Annotated in this window: 25 protein-coding genes and 1 pseudogene; 12 read left to right on the forward strand and 14 right to left on the reverse strand. The window is 61.4% G+C overall.

Going from position 1 to position 25,191, the window contains the following annotated elements; all coding sequences use genetic code 11:
* Positions 1-47 precede the first annotated feature (47 nt).
* Entirely contained in the window at positions 48-512 is a 465-nt protein-coding gene (locus tag ACSQ2W_RS11370) for a winged helix-turn-helix transcriptional regulator (protein WP_018327806.1), read from the reverse strand.
* Between the two features lie 19 nt (positions 513-531).
* A complete protein-coding gene (locus ACSQ2W_RS11375; protein ID WP_436086331.1) occupies positions 532-1,695 on the reverse strand; it encodes a M20 aminoacylase family protein in 1,164 nt (387 codons plus the stop codon).
* Positions 1,696-1,886: 191 nt separating this feature from the next.
* On the opposite strand from ACSQ2W_RS11375, the gene ACSQ2W_RS11380 reads away from it, so the two are divergent.
* Positions 1,887-2,963, forward strand: a complete 1,077-nt coding sequence (locus ACSQ2W_RS11380) for a D-alanyl-D-alanine carboxypeptidase family protein (RefSeq protein ID WP_436087756.1) — start codon at positions 1,887-1,889, stop codon at positions 2,961-2,963.
* A 26-nt stretch (positions 2,964-2,989) separates the two neighbouring features.
* The gene (locus ACSQ2W_RS11385) at positions 2,990-4,144 is read left to right on the forward strand and encodes a CobW family GTP-binding protein (RefSeq protein ID WP_436086332.1); all 1,155 of its coding nucleotides are present in this window, start codon (positions 2,990-2,992) and stop codon (positions 4,142-4,144) included.
* 41 nt (positions 4,145-4,185) lie between these two features.
* Here ACSQ2W_RS11385 and ACSQ2W_RS11390 read toward each other — a convergent pair whose 3' ends face one another.
* The 6 genes and pseudogenes from ACSQ2W_RS11390 to ACSQ2W_RS11415 all read right to left on the reverse strand — a co-directional run bounded on the left by ACSQ2W_RS11390 (position 4,186) and on the right by ACSQ2W_RS11415 (position 9,450).
* A complete protein-coding gene (locus ACSQ2W_RS11390) occupies positions 4,186-4,842 on the reverse strand; it encodes a hypothetical protein (protein WP_436086333.1) in 657 nt (218 codons plus the stop codon).
* A 332-nt stretch (positions 4,843-5,174) separates the two neighbouring features.
* Positions 5,175-5,411: a sulfurtransferase TusA family protein gene (locus tag ACSQ2W_RS11395; RefSeq protein WP_436086334.1), complete on the reverse strand. Its 237-nt coding sequence runs from the start codon at positions 5,409-5,411 to the stop codon at positions 5,175-5,177.
* A 287-nt stretch (positions 5,412-5,698) separates the two neighbouring features.
* Positions 5,699-7,111: pseudogene (locus tag ACSQ2W_RS11400) on the reverse strand (L,D-transpeptidase family protein); the annotation flags it as partial.
* A gap of 202 nt (positions 7,112-7,313) precedes the next feature.
* Positions 7,314-8,267: an acetyl-CoA carboxylase carboxyltransferase subunit alpha gene (locus ACSQ2W_RS11405; protein WP_436086335.1), complete on the reverse strand. Its 954-nt coding sequence runs from the start codon at positions 8,265-8,267 to the stop codon at positions 7,314-7,316.
* Positions 8,268-8,347: 80 nt separating this feature from the next.
* Positions 8,348-9,304: a site-specific tyrosine recombinase XerD gene (gene xerD, locus ACSQ2W_RS11410; RefSeq protein WP_436086336.1), complete on the reverse strand. Its 957-nt coding sequence runs from the start codon at positions 9,302-9,304 to the stop codon at positions 8,348-8,350.
* Complete coding sequence (locus ACSQ2W_RS11415) at positions 9,301-9,450, reverse strand: hypothetical protein (protein WP_113007294.1); 150 nt, start codon at positions 9,448-9,450, stop codon at positions 9,301-9,303. The genes xerD and ACSQ2W_RS11415 overlap by 4 nt, the downstream gene beginning before the upstream one ends.
* Positions 9,451-9,652: 202 nt before the next feature.
* On the opposite strand from ACSQ2W_RS11415, the gene ACSQ2W_RS11420 reads away from it, so the two are divergent.
* Genes ACSQ2W_RS11420 through ACSQ2W_RS11430 form a run of 3 tightly spaced genes read left to right on the forward strand, consistent with a single transcriptional unit; the run spans position 9,653 to position 12,682 of the window.
* A complete protein-coding gene (locus ACSQ2W_RS11420) occupies positions 9,653-10,231 on the forward strand; it encodes a shikimate kinase (RefSeq protein ID WP_436086337.1) in 579 nt (192 codons plus the stop codon).
* A gap of 4 nt (positions 10,232-10,235) precedes the next feature.
* Complete coding sequence (gene aroB, locus ACSQ2W_RS11425) at positions 10,236-11,369, forward strand: 3-dehydroquinate synthase (protein WP_436086338.1); 1,134 nt, start codon at positions 10,236-10,238, stop codon at positions 11,367-11,369.
* Positions 11,366-12,682: an HlyC/CorC family transporter gene (locus ACSQ2W_RS11430; RefSeq protein ID WP_436086339.1), complete on the forward strand. Its 1,317-nt coding sequence runs from the start codon at positions 11,366-11,368 to the stop codon at positions 12,680-12,682. Before aroB ends, ACSQ2W_RS11430 begins: the two co-directional genes overlap by 4 nt.
* A 32-nt stretch (positions 12,683-12,714) precedes the next feature.
* On the opposite strand, the gene ACSQ2W_RS11435 is transcribed toward ACSQ2W_RS11430, so the two are convergent.
* Positions 12,715-14,310 carry a caspase family protein gene (locus ACSQ2W_RS11435; protein ID WP_436086340.1) on the reverse strand — a complete coding sequence of 532 codons (1,596 nt, stop codon included), beginning with the start codon at positions 14,308-14,310 and terminating at the stop codon, positions 12,715-12,717.
* Between the two features lie 213 nt (positions 14,311-14,523).
* Positions 14,524-14,805, reverse strand: coding sequence for a BolA family protein (locus ACSQ2W_RS11440; protein ID WP_436086341.1), 282 nt, complete (start codon positions 14,803-14,805; stop codon positions 14,524-14,526).
* A gap of 151 nt (positions 14,806-14,956) precedes the next feature.
* Between ACSQ2W_RS11440 and ACSQ2W_RS11445 the strand changes: the two genes are divergently transcribed.
* The 4 genes from ACSQ2W_RS11445 to ACSQ2W_RS11460 all read left to right on the forward strand — a co-directional run bounded on the left by ACSQ2W_RS11445 (position 14,957) and on the right by ACSQ2W_RS11460 (position 19,701).
* Positions 14,957-15,592: a J domain-containing protein gene (locus ACSQ2W_RS11445; protein ID WP_436087757.1), complete on the forward strand. Its 636-nt coding sequence runs from the start codon at positions 14,957-14,959 to the stop codon at positions 15,590-15,592.
* Positions 15,593-15,679: 87 nt separating this feature from the next.
* A complete protein-coding gene (gene cobS, locus ACSQ2W_RS11450) occupies positions 15,680-16,675 on the forward strand; it encodes a cobaltochelatase subunit CobS (RefSeq protein WP_436086342.1) in 996 nt (331 codons plus the stop codon).
* Positions 16,676-16,678: 3 nt separating this feature from the next.
* Positions 16,679-18,583 carry a cobaltochelatase subunit CobT gene (gene cobT / locus ACSQ2W_RS11455; protein WP_436086343.1) on the forward strand — a complete coding sequence of 635 codons (1,905 nt, stop codon included), beginning with the start codon at positions 16,679-16,681 and terminating at the stop codon, positions 18,581-18,583.
* A gap of 164 nt (positions 18,584-18,747) precedes the next feature.
* A complete protein-coding gene (locus tag ACSQ2W_RS11460) occupies positions 18,748-19,701 on the forward strand; it encodes an esterase-like activity of phytase family protein (protein ID WP_436087758.1) in 954 nt (317 codons plus the stop codon).
* Between the two features lie 66 nt (positions 19,702-19,767).
* Here the strand turns inward: ACSQ2W_RS11460 and ACSQ2W_RS11465 are convergent, their stop codons facing one another.
* The gene (locus ACSQ2W_RS11465; protein WP_436086344.1) at positions 19,768-20,403 is read right to left on the reverse strand and encodes a VUT family protein; all 636 of its coding nucleotides are present in this window, start codon (positions 20,401-20,403) and stop codon (positions 19,768-19,770) included.
* Positions 20,404-20,568: 165 nt separating this feature from the next.
* Positions 20,569-20,865, reverse strand: a complete 297-nt coding sequence (gene rpmB / locus ACSQ2W_RS11470; RefSeq protein ID WP_436080187.1) for a 50S ribosomal protein L28 — start codon at positions 20,863-20,865, stop codon at positions 20,569-20,571.
* 356 nt (positions 20,866-21,221) lie between these two features.
* On the opposite strand from rpmB, the gene ACSQ2W_RS11475 reads away from it, so the two are divergent.
* Both ACSQ2W_RS11475 and yddG read left to right on the forward strand, forming a co-directional pair.
* Positions 21,222-21,998, forward strand: coding sequence for a DUF3108 domain-containing protein (locus ACSQ2W_RS11475; protein ID WP_436086345.1), 777 nt, complete (start codon positions 21,222-21,224; stop codon positions 21,996-21,998).
* Between the two features lie 31 nt (positions 21,999-22,029).
* A complete protein-coding gene (gene yddG, locus ACSQ2W_RS11480) occupies positions 22,030-22,920 on the forward strand; it encodes an aromatic amino acid exporter YddG (protein ID WP_436086346.1) in 891 nt (296 codons plus the stop codon).
* A gap of 3 nt (positions 22,921-22,923) precedes the next feature.
* On the opposite strand, the gene ACSQ2W_RS11485 is transcribed toward yddG, so the two are convergent.
* A complete protein-coding gene (locus tag ACSQ2W_RS11485; RefSeq protein WP_436086347.1) occupies positions 22,924-23,367 on the reverse strand; it encodes a cupin domain-containing protein in 444 nt (147 codons plus the stop codon).
* Positions 23,367-24,137 carry a hydroxyacylglutathione hydrolase gene (gene gloB, locus ACSQ2W_RS11490; protein WP_436086348.1) on the reverse strand — a complete coding sequence of 257 codons (771 nt, stop codon included), beginning with the start codon at positions 24,135-24,137 and terminating at the stop codon, positions 23,367-23,369. Before gloB ends, ACSQ2W_RS11485 begins: the two co-directional genes overlap by 1 nt.
* An 88-nt stretch (positions 24,138-24,225) precedes the next feature.
* Between gloB and ACSQ2W_RS11495 the strand changes: the two genes are divergently transcribed.
* Positions 24,226-24,975, forward strand: coding sequence for a class I SAM-dependent methyltransferase (locus ACSQ2W_RS11495; protein ID WP_436086349.1), 750 nt, complete (start codon positions 24,226-24,228; stop codon positions 24,973-24,975).
* The last annotated feature ends 216 nt before the right edge of the window (positions 24,976-25,191 follow it).

Here is a 25,191-nt window from a genome sequence, read left to right on the forward strand (position 1 = left end):
TGAGGGGCACTTCTACTGATGAAGCAACGACCCCTCGCCAATCGTCGTCACACCAACGGCAGCGGTCCGTCATTCTTGATCTCTTCCATCACCGCATAGGTGCGCGTCTCCTTGACGCCGGGTAGCGTCCAGAGCACTTGCCCAAGAAAATTCCGATAGGCGTGCATGTCCTCGAAACGGGTCTTGACGAGATAGTCGAAGCCGCCGGCCACCATATGGCATTCGAGCACGGCTGAAGCCTGCTTGATGGCGATCGCGAACTTGTCGAAGACTTCCGGCGTCGTCTTGTCGAGCATGACCTCGATGAAGACGAGCAGCCCGAAGCCGAGCTTGTGCGGATCAAGCCTTGCGCCGAAGCCGGAGACGTAGCCTTCCTTCAAGAGGCGGCGCAGCCGCTCGCTGGTTGCGGTGGGGGACAGGCCGATGCGGTCGGCCAGTTCGAGGTTGGTGATCCGGCCGTCCGCCTGCAGGATGTTGAGGATCCGGCGGTCGATCTTGTCTATTTCATGCATCGGCGCGCTCCCGAAGCCGTCACGCCGCAAGCCGCATTTCAGCGAGCTTCACCCAATAGGAGATGCCGTGCGGGATCGCCTCGTCGTTGAAGTCGTAGGCGGGGTTGTGCAGGCCGGCCGTATCGCCGTTGCCGATGAAGATGAAGGCGCCGGGGCGGGCGAGTAGCATATAGGAAAAGTCCTCGCCGCCCATCATCGGGTCGAGATCGGCCGAGACCTTGCTTTCACCGACAATGCTTGCCGCGGCCGATAGAGCATGGCCGGTCTCCTCCCGGTGATTGACGGTCACCGGATAATTGCGGCCATAGGACACCCGGATCTTGGCGCCGTAGGCGGAGGCGAGGCCTTCTGCAATCTGCTTGAGGCGCGCTTCGGCGAGATCGCGGACCTCCGGCATCAGGGTGCGCACGGTGCCGGCCAGCAAAGCCTGCTCCGGGATGATATTGTGGGCAAAGCCGGCATTGAACTTGGTGACGGAGACGACGACGGAGGCGAGCGGATCGACGGTGCGCGAGGCAATCGTCTGCAGCGCGTTGACGAGTTGCGAGCCGATGACAATCGGGTCGACGGTCTTGTGCGGCTGGGCCGCGTGGCCGCCGCGCCCATCGATGGTGATGGTGAATTCGTCGGTCGAGGCCATGATCGGGCCGACGCGCGTGCCGAACCGGCCGAGCGGCATGCCCGGCATGTTGTGCATGCCGTAGACTTCCTCGATGGCAAAGCGCTCCATCAGGCCGTCCTTGACCATCTCGTTGCCACCGCCGCCGCCTTCTTCGGCCGGCTGGAAGATCACCGCGACCGCGCCCTTGAAATTGCGAGTCTCGGACAGATATTTCGCCGCGCCAAGCAGCATGGCGGTATGGCCGTCATGGCCGCAGGCATGCATCTTGCCGGGCGTTGTCGATGCCCAGGGCTTGCCGCTCGTCTCGGTCATCGGCAGGGCGTCCATGTCGGCGCGCAGGCCGATCGTGCGGCCGTCGCCGTGATTGCCCTTGATCAGGCCGACGACGCCGGTGCGGCCAAGGCCGGTCACGATTTCGTCAACCCCGAATTCCCGCAATTTATTTTCGACGAAAGCTGCCGTATTTTCCACGGCGAACAGGAGTTCCGGCTTGGTGTGCAGGTGTCGCCGCCATTCGGTGACTTCGTTCTGGAGCTCTGCTGCGCGGTTGAGAAGGGGCATTGTGGGTTCCTGTGGGTCCATTGCGGGCATAGGGTATGGGATATTTGGCATCGACGCGGAAGAATGGTCTTTGCCATCACCTCGCCATATAGGTTAAATAGCCGGACGATACGAGGCAATTCCCGAAATTTCGAGGTCTGATTGTGGTGACGAATGGAATCCGGACGAGCGGCAAGGTGAAGCTGATTTCCGTGCTGGCAGGGGCCTGCGCGGCGCTTCTGGTCACTGCCGTGCCGGGCGCTGCCAATCCGAAGCTGGTCGTGGACGTCAATTCGCTGAAGGTCTATGAGCAGCAGGATATCTACCAGAAGTGGTATCCGGCCTCGCTCACCAAGCTGATGACGGCCTATACCACATTCCGCGCGTTGAAGTCTGGTCAGCTGACGCTCGAATCGCCGGTGGTGATCTCGAAGAATGCGGCGGGCGAACCGCCGAGCAAGATGTTCTACAAGCCTGGCCAGGCCGTGACACTCGACAGCGCGCTGAAGATGATGCTGATCAAGTCGGCAAACGACATTGCTGTTGCGATCGGTGAGACGGTTGCAGGCTCCGAGCCTGCCTTCGTCAACCTGATGAATGCCGAAGCCCAGCGGATCGGCATGACCTCCTCGCATTTCATCAACCCGAACGGTCTGCCGGGCGCCGGCCAGTACACGACAGCCCGCGATCTCGCGGTGCTGGCCGTCACCATCAAGCGTGAGTTCCCGCAATACGCCGCTTATTTTGCCTATGAAGGCTTCACCACGGGCAAGAAGAACTATCCCAACCTCAACATGCTGATTGGCCGCTTCGATGGTGCCGATGGCATGAAGACCGGCTTCATCTGCGCCTCCGGCTTCAATCAGGTCTCGTCGGCGACGCGCAACGGCCGTGCCGTCGTTTCCGTCGTGCTCGGTGCCGAAAGCCTCGGCGGCCGGGCGGATGAATCGGCGCGGCTGCTGCAGCTCGGCCTGACGTCGAGCGGTGCCGGCAAACCCGGTCTTGGCCAGATCGCGCCTTATGGCGAAACCCGCGGTATGGTCGCTGATGTCAGCAAGGAAATCTGCAATCCGAAGGCCGCAAAGATCCGCTCCGAAAACCGGGACGAAGTCGGCCGGCAGAAACTGCTGTCGCCCTATATTCATGAGATCAACCGCCCTCTGAACCTCGTTACCGCCGGCCTCATTGCCGGCCGCGATGCCAAGGCAGCTGATGCCAAGGGGCAGCTGGCTGGCGCGGAGGGCGATGTCGCCAATGTGCCGGTCCCGGTACCTCGCCCTGTTTTCTGACCTCCCGCATACCGATCGGATACGATATGAACCCCGTCCTCAATGCTGTGCCGGTGTCGATCCTCACCGGCTTCCTCGGTGCCGGAAAGACCTCACTGCTCAACCGGCTGCTGAAGGATCCCGATCTCACCGACACCGCCGTCATCATCAACGAGTTCGGTGATGTCTCGCTGGACCACCTTTTGGTCGAGGCGTCGAGCGACGGCATCATCGAGCTGTCCGACGGCTGCCTCTGCTGCACGGTGCGTGGCGAACTGGTCGATACGCTGGCGGATCTGATGGACCGGATGCAGACGGGCAGGATCAAACCGCTGAAGCGTGTCGTCATCGAAACCACCGGCCTTGCCGATCCGGCGCCGGTGCTGCAATCGGTGATGGGCAATCCGGTCATCGCCCAAAGCTACAGGCTTGATGGCGTCGTTACGGTCGTCGACGCGGTCAACGGGCTTTCGACGCTCGATAATCATGAGGAAGCGGTCAAGCAGGTTGCCATGGCCGACAGGCTGGTGATCAGCAAGGTGTCGCTCGCGGTACCGGATGCGGTGATCTCGCTGAAAGCGCGCCTGAGAGACCTCAATCCGCGCGCGCCGATGATCGACGGCGACTTGCCTGAAGTGGGAAAGGCCGAGCTTTTCCATTGTGGGCTCTATGATCCGGCGACGAAGGTCGCCGATGTCGGCCGCTGGCTTCAGGACGAGGCCACGGCGGATCACCACCACCACGACCACGACGGCCACCATCATGATGAGCACTGCGGTCACGGCCACGAACATCACCACCATCATCATGACGAAAACCGCCATGGCGCGGATATCCGCTCGTTCAGCATCGTTCACGACCGGCCGATCGATCCGATGGCGCTGGAGATGTTCGTCGACCTCCTGCGCTCCGCCCATGGTGAGAAGCTGCTTCGCATGAAGGCGATCGTTGCCATGTCCGACAATCCGGAAAGGCCGCTGATCCTGCATGGCGTGCAGACGGTGTTTCATCCGCCGCAGCGCATGGCCGCCTGGCCTGACCCGTCCGACCGTCGCACCCGCATGGTGCTGATCACCAAGGACCTGCCGGAGGCCTTCGTCCGTGATCTCTTCGACGCCTTCACCGGCAAGCCGCGCATCGACCGCCCAGACCGGCAGGCGCTGGAGGACAATCCGCTGGCGGTGCCCGGTCTCCGGATGTAGGTTTCGGTAACGAATGGATCGGCTGGCTGAAACGCGGAGCGTTAAGATAAGGCCGCAGAAGGGGCGGTGCCGATAGAGGAGTTCTCCGGAAGAACGGCAGGGTCTGCTCGATCGCGCATGACGAATGTCGCAATGAAAAAGGCCTGACCCAACATCATCACGTAGGCGGCAAGAATGACCGTGCACGGCACGACAAAATTCAGTTGCGGGGCGGCACCAAGTATCACCGGTACGGTCCATGACACGATCGAGACGACGCCACAGCCGATCAAGGCCACCTTGGTACCCGGTTTGATTCCCGTCAGCAACTGGCTGCCGATTCGTTGGCTCATGAACGGCAGGACAAATCGGTGAATAGCCAGTCCATTTATGGTGAGAATGCTCACAATCGTTATCTTGGCCCATATTTTTGGGTTCATCAGCTTTTCTGGCTCCGCTACAAAATAAAGCAGCAGAAATCCGCCACCGGAAATCCAAAGGAGCGCGAGGCCTGACGCGACAAAACGGCTGATCCATTCCACATTGGCTACCAACTCGGTGCTAACAACCGTCCGACGGTGGCGTGACAACATCAAATCGAGAAATATTGCGCCGCCAAATCCAAAAACCAAGCCCGCGAAATGGAACAGCCTCAGGGACGTTCGAATATACGAAACCAGTACTGGCGTCGGCAAAAGAAAGAAATCCAGAACAGCCAATTTTCAACTCCCAATAAGGCGCACCAATACGTTCGCACCCTTGCGAGGGCACGTCCGACTCTAGTGTAAGTTCAAGGTTGGGCCGCCAGATCGAAGGCCAGCGTTAGACTGCGGGCGTTCTATTTAATGATGAGTGCCTTTGTCAACTATGTGGAATCACTAATTGAGTGCTTTTTTTGTGCAGCAGCGCCTCGATCCCGCTTGTGGTCTTGAGTTGAAACAATCAAAAATAATAAATGTATGATTCTAATTAGTTAGCGCGGGGATACCGGGCGAAAACACCACTGATACTTTTTATCATTCCGCTCGCCATTGCTACGCGGTCCCTAGCGTCAGGCCTTCTTGCGGATGACGAACCGATGGCCAACGGCCAGTGCCTCGGAATGCTCCAAACTGTGGCCATCCTCATTGCAGAAATGCGGAATATCGATGATTGCCAGCGGATCGGTCGTCTCGACGATGATCAGCGCGCCGGGAGCAAGGGTTTTCATGCGCTTGCGGGTCTTCAGAACCGGCAAGGGGCATTTCAGCCCCTTGAGGTCATAAATCAGGCTGTCCGCGTCGGGCATCAATTGCCCCAGAGCTTCCAGAACGGGCGCTTCTTCGGCTGCTGTTCGGCAACGACCTGCCCGGCCACGGGTGCGGTCTCGGTTGCGGCTGTTGCCTGTGTCTCGGCCTCAGCGGGCTTCTGTGCGGTTTTGGCTGACGGCTTGGCCGTCGCGACGGCCGCCGCCTGTTGAGCGGTATCCGCAACGGGTTTTTGACCGGCAGGTTGCCGAATTGTGATGTCGGCAGGGGATACGCCGAGCGGCTCGGGTTTCCGTGCATCATCGCCGTTTCTGGAGAAGAGGCGACCCCAGAAACCCTTGCTGGCGGGCGCCTGCCCGGCAACGACCTGCTGCGCCACCGGGGCAGCCTCGGTTGTGGCCCTTGCCTGTGTTGCGGCTTCGACCGGTTTCTGCGTCGTTTCGGTGCCAGCGGGCCGGGCCGTGGCGACTGCTGCCGGTTGCTGAGCGGCATCACCGGGGGCTGCGGCTACCGGATGCAATTCCTGCGCATCATCGCCGTTCTTGGAGAACAGGCCCCCCCAAAAACTCTTCTTGGCAGCCGTCTGTTCGAGCGAGGCCGTTTCGACCGGGCGCGGTAGCGGGTTTTCGGCCGGCACCGGCACAGTCTTGCCGTTGCGGGTGGACTTCTCCAGCTCGGCCTTCTGGATTTCGATCGCCTTCTTGGCTTCGTCCAGTTCGCGGCGGCGGGCTTCCTGCTTTTCGAGGTCGGCGACCTTCATCAGCTTGCCGGCATCGAGCGAGGTGCCGGTCGGCGCGTAGGCCAGTTCCCTGCCGACGCGCTGCTTGGCGACGATCGCCTTGCGCTCAGCTTCGCTCGGCTCGTACCAGACCATGCCGTCGAGCTTCTTGATCGCCTTGGCATAGTCGTCATTGTATTTCTTGTTGTAGGCTGCCAGTGCTCCCTGCATGACCGCAGGCGTCGACATTGCCGGGCAGGGGCCTGTCGGGCTGAACTTGCCGTCGGTCTGCTGGTTGAAGACGTATTTCTTCTCGCAGATGTTGATTTCCGGCGGCCGCTTGGTGATCTCGAACTGGTCGTAGCCGGGCTTCAGCATGTTCCAGAAATCGATGTTCGGGCTGTTGCGGTGCCGCGCCATGTTTTCTGCGGTCATGCGGAAGGGCAGGGCCTGCAGCTGGACCGCCTGCTGACCGCCCTTGTAGGCGTCGCGGGCGAGCGCGAAGATTTCCTGCATCTGCTCGTCGGTCATCGAGTAACAGCCCGACGAGGAGCAGGCGCCATGGATCATCAGGTTCGTGCCGTGACGGCCATTGGCCTGGTCGAAGCGGTTGGGATAACCGGTGTTGATCGCCAGATAATAGCTGGAATGCGGGTTCATCTGGCCGGGGGTGATCGGGTAGAAGCCTTCCGGCGCCTGCCGGTCGCCTTCCTTGACCTTCGGGCCGAGCTTGCCCGACCATGCACAGATCTTGTACTGGCGCAGCATTTCGAAGCGATTGGAGGCATTGGCTTTCCAGACTTCGAGCACGCCTTCTTCCTTGAAGATACGCAGCATGATCGGCGATTCCTTCGCCATGCTCATTGCCTGCATCTTCTGCACGATCTTGCCGGAAAGCTGGTAGTTTACCTTGCTCGAGACCTTCTTGAGATCGACATCGACTGTATCCATCGCCTCATTGGCAGTGCAGCCTGCAAGTAGCGCGGCGATGGCGGCGGTGGCAACAAGATGTGTCAGACGCATCGGCAAAGGCCCATAAAGAAAACTATTGAACGTGACGCTTCCGCAGAGGCGGATGACGGAGAATCAATACGTCCTTATACTTCACAAAATATTAACCTTGCAGATCCGCCTTACGCCAGTCGTTCCAAACGCCAAGATTATGGCCAAGGTTGGACCGCGGGCTCAATCTGCGCGGGTAGCCCGGCGAAATCCGTCGATATGTTTAAAGCTGGCGGCCGATCGCGAGGTATTTCTGCCGGCGGTCGGAGCGCAGCTGGTCGCCGGTGCGACCTGACAGTTCCTTCAGCGCATCGGCGATCACCGTGCCGGTCTTCGCGATCACGGCTTCCGGATCGCGATGCGCGCCGCCGACCGGCTCGCCGATGATGCCGTCGATGATGCCGAGCGACTTCAGGTCCTCGGCGGTGATCTTCATGTTGGTTGCCGCTTCCTTGGCGCGGGTGCTGTCGCGCCAGAGGATCGAGGCCGCTCCTTCCGGAGAGATGACGCTGTAGATCGCATGCTCCAGCATATAGACGCGGTTGCCGGTGGCGATCGCGATCGCGCCGCCCGAACCGCCTTCGCCGAGAACGACCGAGACGATCGGAACCTTGAGGTTGAGGCACATTTCCGTCGAGCGGGCGATGGCCTCCGCCTGGCCGCGCTCTTCGGCGCCGATGCCGGGATAGGCGCCGGCGGTGTCGATCAGCGTGATCAGCGGCAGGCTGAAACGGTCGGCCATCTCCATGACGCGGATCGCCTTGCGGTAGCCTTCCGGGCGGGGGCTGCCGAAATTGTGCTTGATGCGCGACTTGGTGTCGTTGCCCTTTTCCTGGCCGATGATGGCGACCGGCGTGCCGCGAAAGCGCGCAAGGCCGGCCTGGATCGCTTCGTCATTGGCGAACTTGCGGTCGCCGGCAAGCGGCGTGAATTCGGTGAAGAGGCTGGCGGCATATTCCTGGAAGTGCGGGCGCTGCGGATGGCGCGCGACCTGCGTCTTCTGCCAGGGGTTCAGCTTGGAATAGATCTCGGCCATCGCCTCGCGGGCGCGCACTTCAAGACGCTCGACCTCATCCGTCGTGTCGATGCTCTCGTCTTCGCTGGCAATCTTCTTCAACTCGTGAATCTTGCCTTCCAGATCAGAGATTGGTTTTTCGAAATCGAGATAATTGTGCATGAGATGCGTTTCCGATCATAGTGCGCCAATGGCCGCGGACATGCTGATCCCAGTAGTTCCGGCCAAGTGTTCTGGCGCTCCTAATCCTGTTTTTTCGCCTGTTTGGCAAGGGGGTGATGGTTTTGGACCAGCTGATGCAGCCGCTCTTCCAGCACATGGGTGTAGATTTGTGTCGTTGAAATGTCCGAATGACCGAGAAGTTCCTGCACGGCGCGAAGGTCAGCACCATTGGCAAGCAGGTGGCTTGCAAAGGCATGGCGCAGCACATGCGGCGAGATCGCCGCGACGCGGATGCCGGCGCGGGCCGCCAGCCCCTTGAGGTCGCGGGCAAAAACCTGCCGAGGCAGGTAACCGGCCTTGCCGGAGGATGGGAAGAGCCATGGGCTTTCAGGCGGCGGCGTCTTCTGTGCAGCGTTGTCGCTCGCCATTTCGGTGCCATAGGCCTGCAGGGCACGGATTGCCGAATGCGAAAGCGGCACCATCCGCTCCTTGTTGCCCTTGCCGCGAATGACGAGAAAACGGCCATTCCGGGCAAGCACGGAGGCGGGCAGGGCAACCAGTTCGCTGACGCGCATGCCGGTCGCATAGAGCAGTTCGATCAGCGCATGCATGCGCAACCGGCCGATGACATCGCCGTCCACCCGTGCCGCCTCGATTTCCGCCTGCCCGATCAGCTTTGAAACATCGTCGATGCTCAGTACCTTAGGCAGGGTGCGTGCTTTCTTCGGTGCATCGAGAACGCCGGTCGGATCGTCGGTTCGCAGACCCTCGGCATACAGGAATTTGTAGAACTGCCTGAGCGTCGACAGCCGGCGCGCCTGTGACGAAGCCTTGAAACCCTGCTTCGCGAGATGGGCAAGATAGGCGCGCAGATCTTCCGAGGCGGCGTCCGTCGGCTTGATGCCGCGCTGTTTCAGGAAGGAATAGGCGTCCTCCAGGTCGCGCTCGTAGGACAAAAGCGTGTTGTTGGCGGCACCCCGTTCGGCGCTCATCATCTCCAGGAAGGATTCCATATGGGCGGCGGAAAGGTCGATCATTGGGTCTTGTTGATCCGCTCGGAGGGGATGCGGATGGTGACGTCGCGCTCCACCGGGTCGACGAAGGTCACCAGTGCCACCATGCTTGCGTAAATCACCCCGGCGATCATGGCGCAGATGAACAGGAACCGGAAAAGGGTGGGCATTTTAGAACTCCTGGGCTTGGCACGCTATATGACCACGCCCGTTCGCAAGTGCAAGAACTGCCGGTTTTTCTCGAAGCGAAGCATGATTTCGTCCGAAACCCTCTCACAGTTTTTGGCATCATGCTCGAGGTCATATGCAGCCATGTCTTGACGCTACCCGTCGATTTGTCGATACCGGAGCGGAACGGGAAATTGAAACTGAATGAGTGACGTGATCGAACCGGTTTCCGAGGCGCTGATCGAGCGGGCGAAGGCCGCGCTCGGCCGGCGAAACCTCGTCTTCGTCGGTCTGATGGGGGCGGGGAAATCGGCGGTCGGCCGGATGACGGCAGCCGCGCTCAGCATTCCCTTCATCGATTCCGACCATGAGATCGAGCGGGTTTCGCGCATGACGATCAGCGATCTATTCGCAGCCTATGGCGAAGAGGAATTCCGTGCGCTCGAAACCCGCGTCATCAAGCGGTTGCTGAACACCGGCCCGCGTGTCGTTTCCACCGGCGGCGGTGCCTATATCAACGAGCGCACCCGCCGGCATATAAAGAGAAACGGCCTGTCGATCTGGCTCAACGCCGACCTGGATGTGCTGTGGGAACGCGTCAACAAGCGTGACAGCCGGCCGTTGTTGAAGACCGAAAACCCGAAGCAGACGCTCGAGAACCTAATGCACGCTCGCTACCCGATCTATGCGGAGGCGGACCTGACGGTCATCTCCCGTGACGTGAAGAAAGAGGTGATGGTGGAAGAGGTTCTTGCCGCGCTCGCCGCCATGCCAAAGAAGTGAAACCATGACATCTCCTGATCTAACTCCTGTCAAGCGTACCGTCCGCGTCGATCTCGGCGACCGTTCCTATGACATCCTCATCGGCCCCGGGCTGATCGGGACGGCGGCAAACGAAATCGCCAGCCGGCTGAAAGGGCGCAGGATGGCCGTCATCACCGACGAGCACGTCGCGCCGCTCTATCTGGAGCCGCTGATGGCAAGCTTAAAGGCGAAAGAGATAGAGGCCGTTTCCCTCGTCCTGCCGGCGGGCGAAAAGACCAAGAGCTTCGAACATCTGATCCCGGTCTGCGATGCGATCCTCGGTGCACGCATCGAGCGCAATGACGCAGTGATCGCGCTCGGCGGCGGCGTCATCGGCGATCTCACCGGCTTTGCCGCGGGCATCGCCCGTCGCGGGTCGCGCTTCATCCAGATCCCGACCTCGCTGTTGGCGCAGGTGGATTCTTCCGTCGGCGGCAAGACCGGCATCAATTCACCGTACGGCAAGAACCTGATCGGTGTCTTCCATCAGCCCGACCTCGTGCTCGCCGATACCGACGTCCTCGATACGCTGAGCCCGCGGGAGTTTCGGGCCGGTTATGCCGAAGTCGCCAAATACGGCCTGATCGACAAGCCCGAGTTCTTCGCATGGCTGGAGAAGAACTGGCAGGCCGTCTTTGCCGGCGGCGAGGCCCGCATCGAGGCGATCGCCATCAGTTGCCAGGCGAAGGCCGATGTCGTTGCAGCCGACGAGCGTGAAAACGGTGTGCGCGCGCTCCTCAATCTCGGCCATACCTTCGGTCATGCACTCGAGGCTGCCACGCAGTATGATGGCCGCCGGTTGGTACACGGCGAAGGCGTTGCGATCGGCATGGTGCTGGCGCATCAGTTTTCGGCGCGCATGAATCTCGCAAGTCCGGACGATGCGACCCGCGTCGAGGCGCATCTGAAGGCCGTCGGTCTGCCGACCCGCATGAACGACATTCCCGGCACTCTGCCGCCGGCCGAAAAGCTGATGGATGCGATTGCCCAGGACAAGAAGGTGAAGGGCGGCAAACTGAGCTTCATCCTGACGCGTGGTATCGGCCAGTCCTTCGTTGCCGACGACGTGCCTGCCAATGAAGTGCTGCGGTTTCTTGAGGAAAAACACCCGGGATGACCAACGAGACAGTCACGGTTTTCTTGACGGACTATGGCCCGGGCATCCTGATCATCCTCCTGATGGTCCTGCTGTCGGCCTTCTTTTCAGGCTCCGAAACCGCGCTTACCGCCGCCTCCCGGGCGCGCATGCATACATTGGAGGCCAATGGCGACGAGGACGCCGGCCTCGTCAACAGCTTGATCGAGCGCCGCGACCGGTTGATCGGCGCGCTGTTGATCGGCAACAACCTTGCCAACATCCTCTCATCGTCTGTAGCCACCAGCCTGTTTTTGCATTTCTTCGGCGCGTCCGGCGTTGCCTATGCAACGCTGGCCATGACTGTGATCCTCGTCATCTTTGCCGAGGTACTTCCCAAGAGCTGGGCGATCTCGGCGCCGGACCGGTTTGCGCTTGGGGTGGCGCGCACCGTCAATCTCTTCGTCATGGTGGTAGGCCCGGTTTCGAGCTTGGTAAACTGGATCGTTCGGCACATCCTCGCTGTCTTCGGCATCAATCTCTCCTCCGAAATGCCGATGCTGACGGCGCATGAGGAGATTCGCGGCGCCGTCGATCTGCTGCACCGGGAAGGCTCCGTCATCAAGGCCGACCGCGACCGGCTCGGCGGCGTGCTCGATCTTGGCGAGCTGGAAGTCTCCGACATCATGATCCATCGCACGTCGATGCGCGGCATCAACGCCGATGATGCGCCGGCGGTCGCGGTTCGGACGGTGCTCGAAAGCCCCTACACCCGCATGCCGGTGTGGCGTGGATCGACCGACAACATCATCGGCGTCGTCCATGCGAAAGACCTGCTGCGCGCGCTTGCGGAGCCGGATGTGGAGCCGGAAAATCTAGATATCGTGCGCATTGCGCAAAAGCCCTGGTTCGTGCCGGAGACCACCAACCTCAAGGAGCAGCTGAACGCCTTCCTGCGTCGCAAGATGCATTTCGCCGTCGTCGTCGACGAATATGGCGAGGTCCAGGGGCTGGTGACACTGGAGGATATCCTGGAGGAAATCGTCGGCGATATCTCCGACGAGCACGACCTGGAAATCCAGGGCGTTCGCCAGGAGGCCGACGGATCGATCGTCGTCGACGGCAGCGTGCCGATCCGCGATCTCAACCGGGCGCTCGACTGGAACTTGCCGGACGAGGAGGCAACGACGGTCGCGGGCCTCGTCATCCACGAATCGAAGTCGATCCCCGAGGAACGCCAGGCGTTCACTTTCTACGGCAAGCGCTTCATCGTCATGAAGCGGGTGAAGAACCGCATCACCCGGCTGAGGATCAGGCCGGCTGACGACGCGACGATGCCTCCGCCACTGGCGTAGGGCGAAGGCTGCGCGTCAGGGTCGGGCCTGGTTCAGCGGTTGCCGATGATCCCACCAAGGGCGCCGCCGAGCAGGCCGCCGGCAAATGCCGCCCCTGCCGGGTCCATTTCGCTGCCCCTGCGCTCGACCGGACCTTCCAGCGTGTCTTCCGCCGGCTGCTGCTGCCGCGTGACGCGCTGCTGTGCCACCGCTTTCTGGCGCGCCGGGGCCTGGGCCTTGCGAAGCGCTGCGGCTGCTTTCTTCTGGGCCTCGTACTGCGCGCGAACCTGAGGCATCATCGGGTCGGTCTGGACGACGAGGAACATGTGCTGCTGCTGCGTCAGGTAGGTCGTTTCGACAAGCCCGTTCTGGCGCTGCCAGGCGCCGATCGCGCCGCGTGACTTGGCACCAAGTGCGCCGTCCGCACCGCCGGTGACATGGCCCAGTGCCCCGAGCCGCAGTTGCAGGTCAATCCGGGCTCCCTTGTCGAGGTTCAGCGCGGTTTCCGTTTCCGGCGTGCCGACCGTCTGCTTGACGTCGTCAGGAACGGCAACGGCTGTTCTGATCTGCGATGCCGATGCGCTTGCCTCGCCGGCGGGAGCCACGGCCGCCACTTCGGTTTTCGCCACTGTCTTCAACTGGTCGAGATTGAGCTTCGCCAGTGTTGCGAAATTGCCGTTCGGATATTGCTGCAGGTAAAGCTCGTAATGCGCCACGGTGTTGCGCTTGGAGGCTTCCTCCCAGAGCTTCTGCTCGACGGTCCAGTTGACGTCGGTCTTGTCGGACGAGGCGCTGGTGTCCGCGCTGGCTTTGGCTTCCGTTGCCGGGGTCTGTGCCTGTAGAGCCGAGGCATCGCCGCCGATGAAGACTTCGCGGGAGAGGGAAGCGTTGTGCCATGGACGCTGCGCGCCAGCCGTTGCTTCCGACACGTCGGCCCGCACCCGTGTCAGGGCGCTCTGGATTTCCAGACCCGGCGTCGTCAGGTGCCGTGCAAGGGCTGCCGTGTAAGGGCTGTTGATGCCCTTGCCGTCATAGGCGACTGCGCCCGGATCTGTCGCATAGGCGATCAGCAGTCCGCCGGAACCCGTGCTCTGGCCGTTGGCCTGCACCGGCGCCAGGCCGGCGCCCATCGAGGCGGAACGGCTGGCCGGCAGCACCTTTGCCAGTGAGCGTGCCAGCGGATTGTCGCGGCAGGCGTCGAGAATGATGATGCTGACGGCCGGATCCGGCGGCAGGGCGCCGAGAACCTTGTCGGCCGGAATGGTGCGGGTCTGGAGCTGCGCCGCCTTTTCCAGCTGCGCGTCGATCGGGACGAGATAGTTGCGGCCATCCACCTGCAGCCCGTGGCCGGCATAGTAGACGATCGCGACCTCGGCGTCGTAGGCGATCTCGGTGAACTGGTCGACCAACGCCGTCATCGCCGCCTTGTCGAGATTCTCGCCGTCAAGCACGGTAAAGCCCGCAGCGCGCAGCGTCTCCGACATCAGCTTGGCGTCGTTTTTCGGATTGGGCAGCTCGACCGCGTGCTGATACGCGCTGTTGCCGATGACGAGCGCGACGCGTTTGCCTGAAGGCGTCGCTGCCGATGCGTAATCGATTGATAAAAACGCGGCGACAAACGCCGCGACAAGCCCAAACCTCCTGAGCATAGTCTTGACCCCAAAAAACAAAGGCCGGCCGGACAACTTGTCGGCTGCGCCTTAAAGATGAAAATTTTCCGTATGTCGCAATTTCAACGGATCACGAGATCCGTCCATTCTCCGCCCGCTATAATTGTAGATGCAGGACCGAAAACCGTCAATTCGACGCAGTGTCGGTTTTGATGAGTTCGGTCGGGCATTGCGAGAGAGTTAACACGGCCGTTACCAGCGCGTTGTTTCCCCGGGAACAGCGGGTTCGACCGCAAGCGCATGCAGCCCGGCGTCGAATTCGGGTTTCAGGAGATCGTTGATGGCGCGGTGGCGCGCGACGCGGCTCATGCCGATAAAGGCGCTTGAGACGATGCGCACGCGTATATGTGTTTCGCCGGTGCCGTGGAAATCCGGCTGATGGCCCGCGTGCAGGTGGCTTTCATTGATGACGATCAGCCGTTCGGGTGAAAAGGCCGCCTTGAGTTTTGTTTCGATGCGGCTTTGAAGCGACATGTTTTAGCCCCGTTTCTCTGGCTTTTCCGGTGCGTCGACCGCAGACGAAAGACCCGTCCCGGATTGCTTTTTGCTCGGTGCAAAATGGTTTCACAAAGCCAGCAACATTCCGATTTGTCAATTCTTGTCGTGGTGCTCGCCACGCCCCATAATTAGCGCCATGAAACTCGATTCAAAATACTTCGATGGCATCCGGACCCGCCGCAAGGTGAACCAGAAACCGGAACCGATGGCCCCAAAATGCCAGTGGGATGGGTGCGAGGAAAATGCTGCGCATCGCGCGCCCGTGGGGCGCAATGCCGAGAACGAATATTTCATGTTCTGCTTCGAGCACGTGAAGGAATACAACAAGGGCTACAACTACTTTTCCGGCCTTTCCGACAATGAGATCGCGCGCTACCAGAAGGAAGCTCTGACCGGGCATCGCCCGACCTGGACGGTCGGCGTCAACAAGAATGCCAAGAACGGTCCGGCGCAGTCGCAGATGCGGTCCGGTTCCGCCGGCGCACAGGCCCGCATGCGCGATCCGTTCGGCTTCGTCGAGCAGGCGCGCGCCCGCGCCGCCCGGCAGGAACCGCGCCTGCGCAAGCTGAAGACGCTGGAGGCCAAGGCCTTCGATACGCTCGGCCTGCATGCCAATGCCACAGCCGCCGACGTCAAGGCCGCCTACAAGGAGCTTGTAAAAAAGCATCACCCCGATGCAAATGGCGGAGACAGGGGATCGGAAGAGCGTTTTCGCGCCGTGATCCAGGCATATCAATTGTTAAAACAGGCTGGCTTCTGCTAGTAACCCGTTTTATTACGGTCACACATTTAAAAGCATAGACGGGACGCCCCACGAGAAAAATCAAGGGGCTTCCGTGCTGGAGACATGATGAGCAAGGTAGACCTCGACATTTCCAACCTTCCCGACACGACCGTTTCCGTCCGCGACGTTTTCGGTATCGATACCGATCTCAGGGTTCCGGCCTATTCCAAGGCGGATGCCTATGTGCCGGACGTCGATCCGGACTACCTGTTCGATCGCGAAACCACGCTCGCCATTCTCGCCGGCTTTGCCCACAACCGCCGCGTCATGGTGTCCGGTTACCACGGCACGGGTAAGTCGACCCATATCGAGCAGGTCGCCGCACGTCTCAACTGGCCTTGCGTGCGCGTCAACCTCGACAGCCACGTCAGCCGTATCGATCTCGTCGGCAAGGACGCGATCGTCGTCAAGGACGGCATGCAGGTCACCGAATTCAAGGACGGCATCCTGCCCTGGGCCTACCAGCACAATGTCGCGCTCGTCTTCGACGAATACGACGCGGGCCGCCCGGACGTGATGTTCGTTATCCAGCGCGTGCTCGAATCGTCGGGACGTCTGACATTGCTCGATCAGAGCCGCGTCATCCGCCCGCATCCGGCCTTCCGTCTGTTTGCAACCGCCAACACCGTTGGCTTGGGCGATACGACCGGCCTCTACCACGGCACGCAGCAGATCAACCAGGCGCAGATGGACCGCTGGTCGATCGTCACGACGCTGAACTACCTGCCGCATGACAACGAGGTCGATATCGTCGCTGCCAAGGTCAAGGGCTTCACCAAGGACAAGGGCCGCGAGACGGTCTCGAAGATGGTGCGCGTCGCCGATCTTACCCGCGCTGCATTCATCAATGGCGACCTGTCGACCGTCATGAGCCCGCGCACGGTCATCACCTGGGCCGAAAACGCCTATATCTTCGGCGATCTCGCCTTTGCCTTCCGCATCACCTTCCTCAACAAATGCGATGAGCTCGAACGGCCGCTGGTGGCCGAACATTATCAGCGCGCCTTCGGTGTCGAGCTGAAGGAAAGTGCGGCCAACATCGTGCTCGAAGCCACGGCCTGATCCATGGCGGGCCGCGGCGACAATTCGAAACCAAGACCGGCGGGGACCGTTGACGTCGAGCCGTTCCGCCGCGCGCTGACCGGCTGCATCCGTTCGATCGCCGGCGATGCGGAGATCGAGGTGGTCTTCGCCAACGAGCGCCCCGGCCTGACCGGGGAGCGCATGCGGCTGCCTGAGATCTCCAAGCGGCCGACCCGCCAGGAGCTTTCGGTAACGCGCGGGCTCGGCGACAGCATGGCGCTGCGCAAGGCCTGCCACGACCAGCGCATCCATGCCACCATGTCGCCGCAGGGCGCGGATGCCCGGGCGATCTTCGACGCAGTGGAGCAAGCGCGTGTCGAAGCCATTGGTTCGCTGAGGATGAGCGGGGTTGCGGACAACCTCGCCTCCATGCTCGACGAGAAATATGCCCGCGCCAACTTCGGCAATATCGACCGGCAGGCCGATGCGCCGCTTGAGGAAGCGATGGCGCTGATCGTGCGCGAGAAGCTGACAGGCCAGAAGCCTCCGGCCTCGGCCGGCAAGGTGCTCGATCTCTGGCGCGATTTCATCGAGGAAAAGGCAGCCGGCGACATGGCCAACCTGTCGGCCACTGTCAACGACCAGCAGGCCTTTGCCCGTGTCGTGCGCGACATGCTCACCTCGATGGACGTTGCCGAGAAATACGGCGACGATGACGTCGAGCCCGACGACCAGGATACTGAGACCGACGAGGACCAGCCGCGCAGCCAGGAGCAGGATGAAAACAGCTCCGACGAGGACGCAGGCTCCGACGCCGCTCCCGCCGATGAGAACGAATCCGCCGACGAGCAGATGGACGAAGGCGAGATGGACGGCGCCGAGATCTCCGAAGACGAGATGTCGGATGACGGCGAGGACGACAGCGAGACGCCCGGCGAGGTCAAGCGACCGGCCCATCCCTTCGACGATTTCAACGAGAAGGTCGATTACACCGTCTTCACCGAGGAGTTCGACGAGACCATCTCGTCCGAGGAACTGTGCGACGAGGCCGAACTCGACCGGCTGCGCGCCTTCCTCGACAAGCAGCTGGCTCATCTGCAGGGCGCGGTCGGCCGCCTGGCAAACCGATTGCAGCGCCGCCTGATGGCGCAACAAAACCGCTCCTGGGAGTTCGACCTGGAAGAGGGTTATCTCGATTCGGCGCGTCTGACGCGCATGATCATCGATCCGATGCAGCCGCTGTCCTTCAAGCGGGAGAAAGACACCAACTTCCGCGATACGGTGGTGACTCTCTTGATCGATAATTCCGGCTCCATGCGCGGCCGGCCGATCACGGTTGCTGCCACCTGTGCCGATATCCTTGCCCGCACGCTGGAGCGTTGCGGCGTCAAGGTCGAGATTCTTGGCTTTACAACCAAGGCCTGGAAGGGCGGCCAGTCGCGGGAAAAGTGGCTGGCGAGCGGCAAGCCGCAGACGCCGGGGCGCCTCAACGACCTGCGCCACATCATCTACAAGTCGGCGGATGCGCCATGGCGGCGCGCCCGCCGCAATCTCGGCCTGATGATGCGCGAAGGGCTGCTGAAAGAAAACATCGACGGCGAGGCGCTGATCTGGGCGCACAACCGGCTGCTCGGTCGCTCCGAGCAGCGCCGTATCCTGATGATGATCTCCGATGGCGCGCCGGTCGATGATTCGACCTTGTCGGTCAATCCGGGCAATTATCTCGAGCGGCATTTGCGTGCCGTCATCGAGCAGATCGAAACGCGTTCGCCGGTCGAACTGCTGGCGATCGGCATTGGCCATGACGTGACGCGCTATTATCGCCGCGCCGTGACCATCGTCGATGCCGATGAACTGGCCGGCGCGATGACCGAGCAGCTTGCGTCACTCTTTGACGACGAGAGCAGGCGGCGTCGCTCGGCTCCTGCGCGGCGGCGCGCAGGTTGAGATACATCGTTCGGGGCGATGATCGCTGTCCCGGTCTTGTTTGCGCATTGTTTAATTGATTTTTTAAGGAGCGACATTGCATGCTCCTCACCGGCCGGCCGGAAGGAATCCTGTTGAAAGCGATACTGATTCGGACCGCCGCTTTTTCTCTCGCGCTCGCCGTGATGCAGATGGCGGCTGCACCGCTTCAGGCGCAGGATATCATTCCGGTGAAAAGCCGGCAGATCGAGAATTTCAAGATCGGCTCGGACCGGAAATTGTTCGGAAAGCTGGAATTCATCGGCGGCATCGAGATGTCATCGAGCAGTCCCTTGCTGGGGGCAATCTCTTCTATCCGCTTCCGGCCCGACCGGAGATCCTTTCTCGGCGTCATGGATACCGGGCATTGGGTGGAAGGCGCGATCCGCCGTGATGACAAAGGCCGGATCGCTGGTGTCAGCGATCTGGCCGTGACGTCGATAATCGATGCCGCGGGGCGGACGGAGCAGGCCAAGGAACTGATGGACTGCGAGAGCGTGGCGTTGCGCGCCGCAGAGGTGCTTGTGAGTTGCGAGCGGGTTCACCGGGTCGACGCCTATCCTGATCCGGGTTTCGCGCAATCGCGGCCGATCGAAAGCCTGCCGATCCTCATTTCGCCGAATTCCTTGCGCGGCAACCGCGGGCTTGAAACAGTTGCCGTTTCGCCAAAGGACAGCCCGCTTGCCGGTGGCGTGGTGATTGTCTCCGAGTTGAGCTTCGACAAGGCCGGCCACCTCTATGCAGCGGTCCTTGATGGTCCGCGCAAAGGCATATTCGGCGTGGTCCAGAAGGATCCCTTCGCGATCACCGATGGCGCCTTCCTGCCGAATGGCGACCTCTTGCTTTTAGAGCGCCGCTTCAGCTTCGCCGAGGGCATGGGCATGCAGGTGCGCCGTATTCCCGGCGACGAGATAAAGCCCGGCGCTGTCGTCGACGGCGGGGTCATCCTGCAGGCGGATATGGGCTACCAGATCGACAACATGGAAGGTCTGGACGTGGTTCCCGGCCCGGACGGCGATATCCGCGTCGTTCTCGTGTCGGACGACAATCACTCCATTCTCGAACGCAATCTGATGCTGGAATTCCGGCTGGTTGATTGACGAGCTATCGCGCGGGCTTTGGCTGTGCTGAGAGTTTCGAGCAGTCGCCCTGTCGTTCCAAACAACTCACGTGGCCCTTCGCGCCGGCATCGGCTTGATGACGCTCATCAGGGCGCCGTAGGGCAAAAGCATGGCGAGGCCGACGAGAATCTTCACGCCGAGGTCGCCGAGCGCCCAGGAAATCCAGCGCGGCGCTTCGGCAGTCATGACACCGAGGATCGGTGCGTTTTCCAGGGCGAACGGGTCGTTCGGGCCGAAGACGGCGAAGAAAGAGGCGAACGCGAAGGAAAAGAAGATCGCCGTATCGAGGAAGGAGCCGAACAACGAGCCGATCAGCGGCGCGCGCCACCAGCTCTGTGCTCTCAACGTGTTGAACACCGAGATATCAAGGAGCTGGCCGAGCAGGAAGGCCGATCCGGATGCGATCGCAATGCGCGGCGTGGCGATCAGCGCCGATAGCAGGATGGCAACGGCAAAGCCGGCGATCACCACCTTGCGGGCGGTCTGTGGTCCGAACTGGCGGTTGGTGAGGTCGGTGACCAGGAAGGCGACCGGATAGCTGAAGGCGCCCCAGGTCAGGAGGTCTCCCAGCTGCATGCCGGCGATCGAGCCCGGCAGGGGATACTGGACGAGGAAATTGGATGCTACAACCACGGCGGTCATCAGGGCGACATAGATCAGGAAGGTGCGGTTCGTCAGCATTTTTTTATCCTGGGGTATGCCACCAGTTGGAGGAATATGAAGTCGCGATTTCACCATTCGTCAAGCCGGTGATCGCAGCGAATGTTTACTGAAAACGTCACACGAGAAAAAGGCTCGCCGGTTGCCCAGGCAAGCCTCTCAAATCTCTACCCGCAAGTCTGCTGATTAGGCAGCGACCGCTTCAGCCGTCTTCTTGACGATCTGGCGGCGCAGCAGGCGCGCGCGCATGGACAGCTCGGCTTCGTCAGCCTTGAGCAGGAATGCGTCGAGGCCGCCGCGATGTTCGACCGAGCGCAGGGCTGCAGCCGAAACGCGCAGACGGTAACGCTGGCCAAGCGCGTCGGAGATCAACGTGACGCTGCACAGGTTCGGCAGGAACTTGCGCTTGGTCTTGTTGTTTGCGTGGCTCACATTATTGCCCGACTGGACGCCCTTGCCGGTCAATTCGCAACTACGGGACATGATGCACCTATTTTTCTTTTCGGCTTCGGTCCATGCGTTAGCGGGCCTAAGCGCCCAGGCCGCATTCCGTTGGCCATGATTGGAAAGTTGCGGTTCTATAGTCAGGCCGAGCCCCGCCGTCAAGCCAAACCTTCGTTTTCCGGGAAAACTCTTGAAATCCACGCCGGTTTTTACAAGGTCGCGAGAGGCTTCGATAGGGATGGGACACGTTCCCATACATCTTTGACCGGCGCAATTCCACTTTGCTGCGCCGTGGGTTAAAGCTTGTGGCAAATGCGGGTCTTGCGGCGCAGAAATGCCGCAAACCCGCCGTATCTGCGAAGTTTGCTTGAGCGGAAAATGGAAGGGCTTCCCGAATGAACTGGCGCATCGGTATCTCGGCGCTTCTGGCTTTCGTCACGACGACGTTTTCCACAGGCTCGGCTCGGGCCGTCGAGGTGAAGCACAACACGGATTACAACATTTCGCTGGCCGGCCTGCCGATTGCCAAGGCGTCGTTCCACACCGAGTTCAATGCCGATCGATACACCATCTCCGGCACGATGAATTCGGCCGGTCTCGCCGACATCTTTGCCCAGACCTCCGGTCAAACCTCCGTTTCCGGCGTTGTCGGCCGGTATCGTTTGAGCGCGTCGGAATATCGGGTGCGCTATCAGACGGGCAAGAAGGGCAGGGCCATTGCCGTGCAGTTTCGCAACGGCAATGTGCTGTCGGCCTCGATGAAGCCAGCGCGCAGGATCCCGAAAAACTGGGTGCCGGTGACCAAGGCCGACATGCGCAACGTCGTCGATCCGCTTTCCGGCCTGATCTTTCCCGCGGACGCGCGCGTCTGCCCGCAGAGCGTGCCGATCTTCGACGGCGAATCACGAATGGACCTGAAACTCTCCGCAAAAGGCACCAAGCCCTTCAAGACCGATGGTTTCGAAGGCGATGTCATCGTCTGCGGAATCAAGTTCGTGCCGAGATCCGGCTACCGCAAGGGGCGCCAGGACGTCGATTATCTGCGCAAGCTCGAAACCATGGAAATCTGGTTTGCCAAGTCTGATGCCGCGAATGTATATGCTCCCGTCTATGTCCGGATCCCGACGCGACTCGGCCCGGTGACCGTTTGGGCCACCAGATTCGGCGGCTGACATTTCCCTTTAAATGCCCGGGGGCAGGCGCATGAAGTTCAAGGCAACGCTGATCGGATTTTCGGCGATCCTCATGTGGTCGCTGCTGGCCTTGTTAACGGCAGCCTCGGGCACCATGCCGCCCTTCCAGCTCTCGGCGATCTGCTTTTCCATCGGCAGCCTGCCGGGCGTCGCTGTATTGGCGCTGAAGCCGGAGCGGTTCGCACTGCTGAAGCAGCCGGCAAAGGTCTGGATCGTCGGCATTGCCGGGCTGTTCGGCTACCACTTCCTTTATTTCACGGCGCTGAGAAACGCACCTGCCGTCGAGGCCGGGCTCATTGCCTATCTCTGGCCTTTGCTCATCGTCGTCGGTTCGGCGCTGCTGCCGGGTGAGCGGTTACGCTGGTATCACATTGCCGGCGCGCTTTGCGGTCTTGCGGGGACGATCCTGATCGTCGCGCGCAACGGGGTTCAGTTTGAGAATGCTTATGCCATGGGCTATGGCGCGGCTCTGGCCTGTGCCTTTACGTGGTCCGGTTATTCGCTGCTGACCCGGCGTTTCGACGCGGTCTCGACGGATGTCGTCACCGGCTTCTGCCTGGCGACCGCGGCGCTGTCCTTCCTCTGCCACCTCGGTCTGGAAACGACGGTTTGGCCGGAAACGGCAACGCAGTGGATCGCGGTCGCCGGTCTCGGGCTGCTGCCCGTCGGCGCGGCCTTCTACGCCTGGGATTACGGCGTCAAGAACGGCAATATCCAAATCCTTGGTGTTGCCAGTTATGCGGCGCCTGTGCTTTCCACGCTCGTCCTCATCCTGTTCGGCTTTGCCGAGCCGTCCTGGCGCATTGCGCTCGCCTGCCTGTTCGTGACAGGCGGGGCGGTGCTTGCGGCCAAGGACGTCATTTTCCGGGATCGGACCGAAGCCCCGCAACCAGCCGAGTAGAGATCATGCTGCGGGCGGCTGCCAATCCGGCGGCGCCATCTCGAAGGCGGCAAAGTCGAAGCCCGGCGCAACGGTGCAGCCGACCAACGTCCAGGCGCCGAGCGAGGCGGCCGACTGCCACCAATCGGCCGGCACGATTGCCTGGGGTCGCTCACCGCTCAGGATGTCCGGTCCCACCGTGATGCGTGTCGCCGGCTTGCCATCCTCGGCAATTCTGAGCGCCAGCGGCGCACCGGCATAGAAGTGCCACACCTCGGCTGCGTCGCGGACACGGTGCCAGTGCGAACGCTCGCCACGCTCCAGAAGATAGTAGATGGCTGTCGAATGGCCGCGCGGGCCGCCCGCCTCATCCCTGAAGGTCTGGATGTACCAGCCGCCCTCGGGATGGCGCTGCATCTCCAGGGTCTCGATGATGGCCTGCGCCGACAGCGGTAGTTGGACGTGCATCAGAAATTGTCCTTGCGTTTGCGGATTTCGGCAAAGACTTCGGCATCCGTTGCGTCCCTCATATCGAGATGTGCCCGTATCCCGGCGTCCTGCGGCCGCAGGAAGGGGTTGGTCTGCTTCTCCAGCCTCAGCGTCGTCGGCGCCGTGGGTTCGTCTCTTGCACGGATCGCGTCGATGTCTGCGGCACGTTTTTTCAGAGCCTCGTTTTGCGGATCGATGGTCAGGGCAAACCGGGCATTCGACTGCGTGTATTCGTGGCCGAAATAGACCGTCGTGTCGTCCGGCAATGCCATCAGTTTCTGCAGCGACGACCACATCTGCGCCGGCGTGCCCTCGAACAGCCGTCCGCAGCCGAGCGCAAACAGCGTGTCGGCGGAAAACAGCAGTTTATCGTCAGGAAAATAAAAGCAGATGTGTCCGGCCGTATGCCCCGGCGTTTCAAAGACTTCGACCCTGTGGCCGGCAAAATCGAAATGGCCGCCGTCCCCGATCGTGCGGTCGATGCCGGGGATTTTGGTTGCCTCGTTCTCCGGTCCGATGATCGTAACGCCAAACGCCTCCTTCAAGGCGAGGTTCGCCGAGACGTGGTCCGGGTGATGATGGGTCGTCAGAATATGGGTCAATGCCCAGCCGCGCCGTTTCAGCGCGCCAAGGATCGGTTGTTCTTCCGGCGCATCGATGGAGGCGGTCGCGCCGCTTTCAGGGTCGTGGACCAGCACGCCGAAATTGTCGGTGCGGCACAGAAAGAGGTCGAGTTCGAGATTGGCCATGATATGGCTCCTGGCAGAGACGGGTCGTTACGGCAAATGTAGTGACGGACGCCTTGAAGTCCACCCGTTCCAGACTAACATGGGGGTCATGCACTCAGATATTGTCGACCTCCGCGAGTTCTATCATTCCGGCCTCGGACATTTTGCCGAACAGTCGATCAGTATGGCGCTGTCATCCGTCTGGGCGCGGCTGCCGGAGGAGCGGCTGGTCGGGCTCGGCTATGCCGTGCCCTATCTCGACCGTTTTCGCGCCGATACGGAGCGGACCTTCGCCTTCATGCCGGCAGGGCAGGGGGCGGTGAACTGGCCGGTTGCCGAACTCTCCTCGACGGCACTGATCTTCGACGAGGAGCTGCCCTTGCCCGATTCGTCGATCGACCGGGTGCTGATGGTGCATTCACTGGAATTCGCCGAAAATCCGCGCGAGACAATGAAGGAACTCTGGCGCGTGCTCGCACCCGGCGGCCGCCTCGTCATCGTCGTGCCGAACCGCCGCGGCGTCTGGGCCCGGATGGAACATACGCCCTTCGGCTCCGGTCGCCCCTATTCGCGCGGACAATTGACTGCGCTTCTGCGCGAGACCAATTTCACGCCCGGCGCATCCGCCGACGCGCTGTTCTTCCCGCCCTCCAAGCTGAAGATGGTGCTCAAGCTGCGCAGCGCCTTTGAGCGGATCGGCCGCTCGCTTTGGCCGGTGTTCTCCGGCGTCATCATCGTCGAGGCGCAGAAACGGCTCTACCAGGGCCTGCCGGTTGCTGCCCGCGCCTCCCGCCGCGTCTTCGTGCCGGTGCTGGCACCGCACGGCGTTCCGACGACGCGGGAGAGTGCGTTGAGTTGAGGTCATGAGGCCTCCAGCAAGTTCGCCCCCTCCGTCAGCTTCGCTGACATCTCCTCCACAGGTGGGGAGATTGTTCTTTTCCCTTGTGAGTTCAAAGGTTGGCGGCTGATCTCCCCCCTTGAGGGGGAGATGTCACGGAGTGACAGAGGGGGGTAACGCCGCTTTATGCGGAGAAAGAGCCACAGGCCAACACTCGACAAAATCAGCATTCGCCGG

It is taken from the genome of Pararhizobium sp. LjRoot255 (genome assembly GCF_964252905.1).
Classification (GTDB): Bacteria; Pseudomonadota; Alphaproteobacteria; order Rhizobiales; family Rhizobiaceae; genus Pararhizobium.

Coding starts and splice junctions, on each gene's coding strand:
- gloB (WP_436086348.1), bottom strand. CDS start 24,137: ATGGCCAATCTCGAACTCGACCTCTTTCTGTGCCGCACCGACAATTTC.
- ACSQ2W_RS11385 (WP_436086332.1), top strand. CDS start 2,990: ATGAACCCCGTCCTCAATGCTGTGCCGGTGTCGATCCTCACCGGCTTC.
- ACSQ2W_RS11485 (WP_436086347.1), bottom strand. CDS start 23,367: ATGCACGTCCAACTACCGCTGTCGGCGCAGGCCATCATCGAGACCCTG.
- rpmB (WP_436080187.1), bottom strand. CDS start 20,865: ATGTCCCGTAGTTGCGAATTGACCGGCAAGGGCGTCCAGTCGGGCAAT.
- ACSQ2W_RS11495 (WP_436086349.1), top strand. CDS start 24,226: ATGCACTCAGATATTGTCGACCTCCGCGAGTTCTATCATTCCGGCCTC.
- ACSQ2W_RS11370 (WP_018327806.1), bottom strand. CDS start 512: ATGCATGAAATAGACAAGATCGACCGCCGGATCCTCAACATCCTGCAG.
- ACSQ2W_RS11440 (WP_436086341.1), bottom strand. CDS start 14,805: ATGTCGCTTCAAAGCCGCATCGAAACAAAACTCAAGGCGGCCTTTTCA.
- ACSQ2W_RS11415 (WP_113007294.1), bottom strand. CDS start 9,450: ATGCCCACCCTTTTCCGGTTCCTGTTCATCTGCGCCATGATCGCCGGG.
- ACSQ2W_RS11395 (WP_436086334.1), bottom strand. CDS start 5,411: ATGCCCGACGCGGACAGCCTGATTTATGACCTCAAGGGGCTGAAATGC.
- yddG (WP_436086346.1), top strand. CDS start 22,030: ATGAAGTTCAAGGCAACGCTGATCGGATTTTCGGCGATCCTCATGTGG.
- ACSQ2W_RS11465 (WP_436086344.1), bottom strand. CDS start 20,403: ATGCTGACGAACCGCACCTTCCTGATCTATGTCGCCCTGATGACCGCC.
- ACSQ2W_RS11435 (WP_436086340.1), bottom strand. CDS start 14,310: ATGCTCAGGAGGTTTGGGCTTGTCGCGGCGTTTGTCGCCGCGTTTTTA.
- cobS (WP_436086342.1), top strand. CDS start 15,680: ATGAGCAAGGTAGACCTCGACATTTCCAACCTTCCCGACACGACCGTT.
- ACSQ2W_RS11430 (WP_436086339.1), top strand. CDS start 11,366: ATGACCAACGAGACAGTCACGGTTTTCTTGACGGACTATGGCCCGGGC.
- xerD (WP_436086336.1), bottom strand. CDS start 9,304: ATGATCGACCTTTCCGCCGCCCATATGGAATCCTTCCTGGAGATGATG.
- aroB (WP_436086338.1), top strand. CDS start 10,236: ATGACATCTCCTGATCTAACTCCTGTCAAGCGTACCGTCCGCGTCGAT.
- ACSQ2W_RS11420 (WP_436086337.1), top strand. CDS start 9,653: ATGAGTGACGTGATCGAACCGGTTTCCGAGGCGCTGATCGAGCGGGCG.
- cobT (WP_436086343.1), top strand. CDS start 16,679: ATGGCGGGCCGCGGCGACAATTCGAAACCAAGACCGGCGGGGACCGTT.
- ACSQ2W_RS11460 (WP_436087758.1), top strand. CDS start 18,748: ATGCAGATGGCGGCTGCACCGCTTCAGGCGCAGGATATCATTCCGGTG.
- ACSQ2W_RS11405 (WP_436086335.1), bottom strand. CDS start 8,267: ATGCACAATTATCTCGATTTCGAAAAACCAATCTCTGATCTGGAAGGC.
- ACSQ2W_RS11375 (WP_436086331.1), bottom strand. CDS start 1,695: ATGCCCCTTCTCAACCGCGCAGCAGAGCTCCAGAACGAAGTCACCGAA.
- ACSQ2W_RS11475 (WP_436086345.1), top strand. CDS start 21,222: ATGAACTGGCGCATCGGTATCTCGGCGCTTCTGGCTTTCGTCACGACG.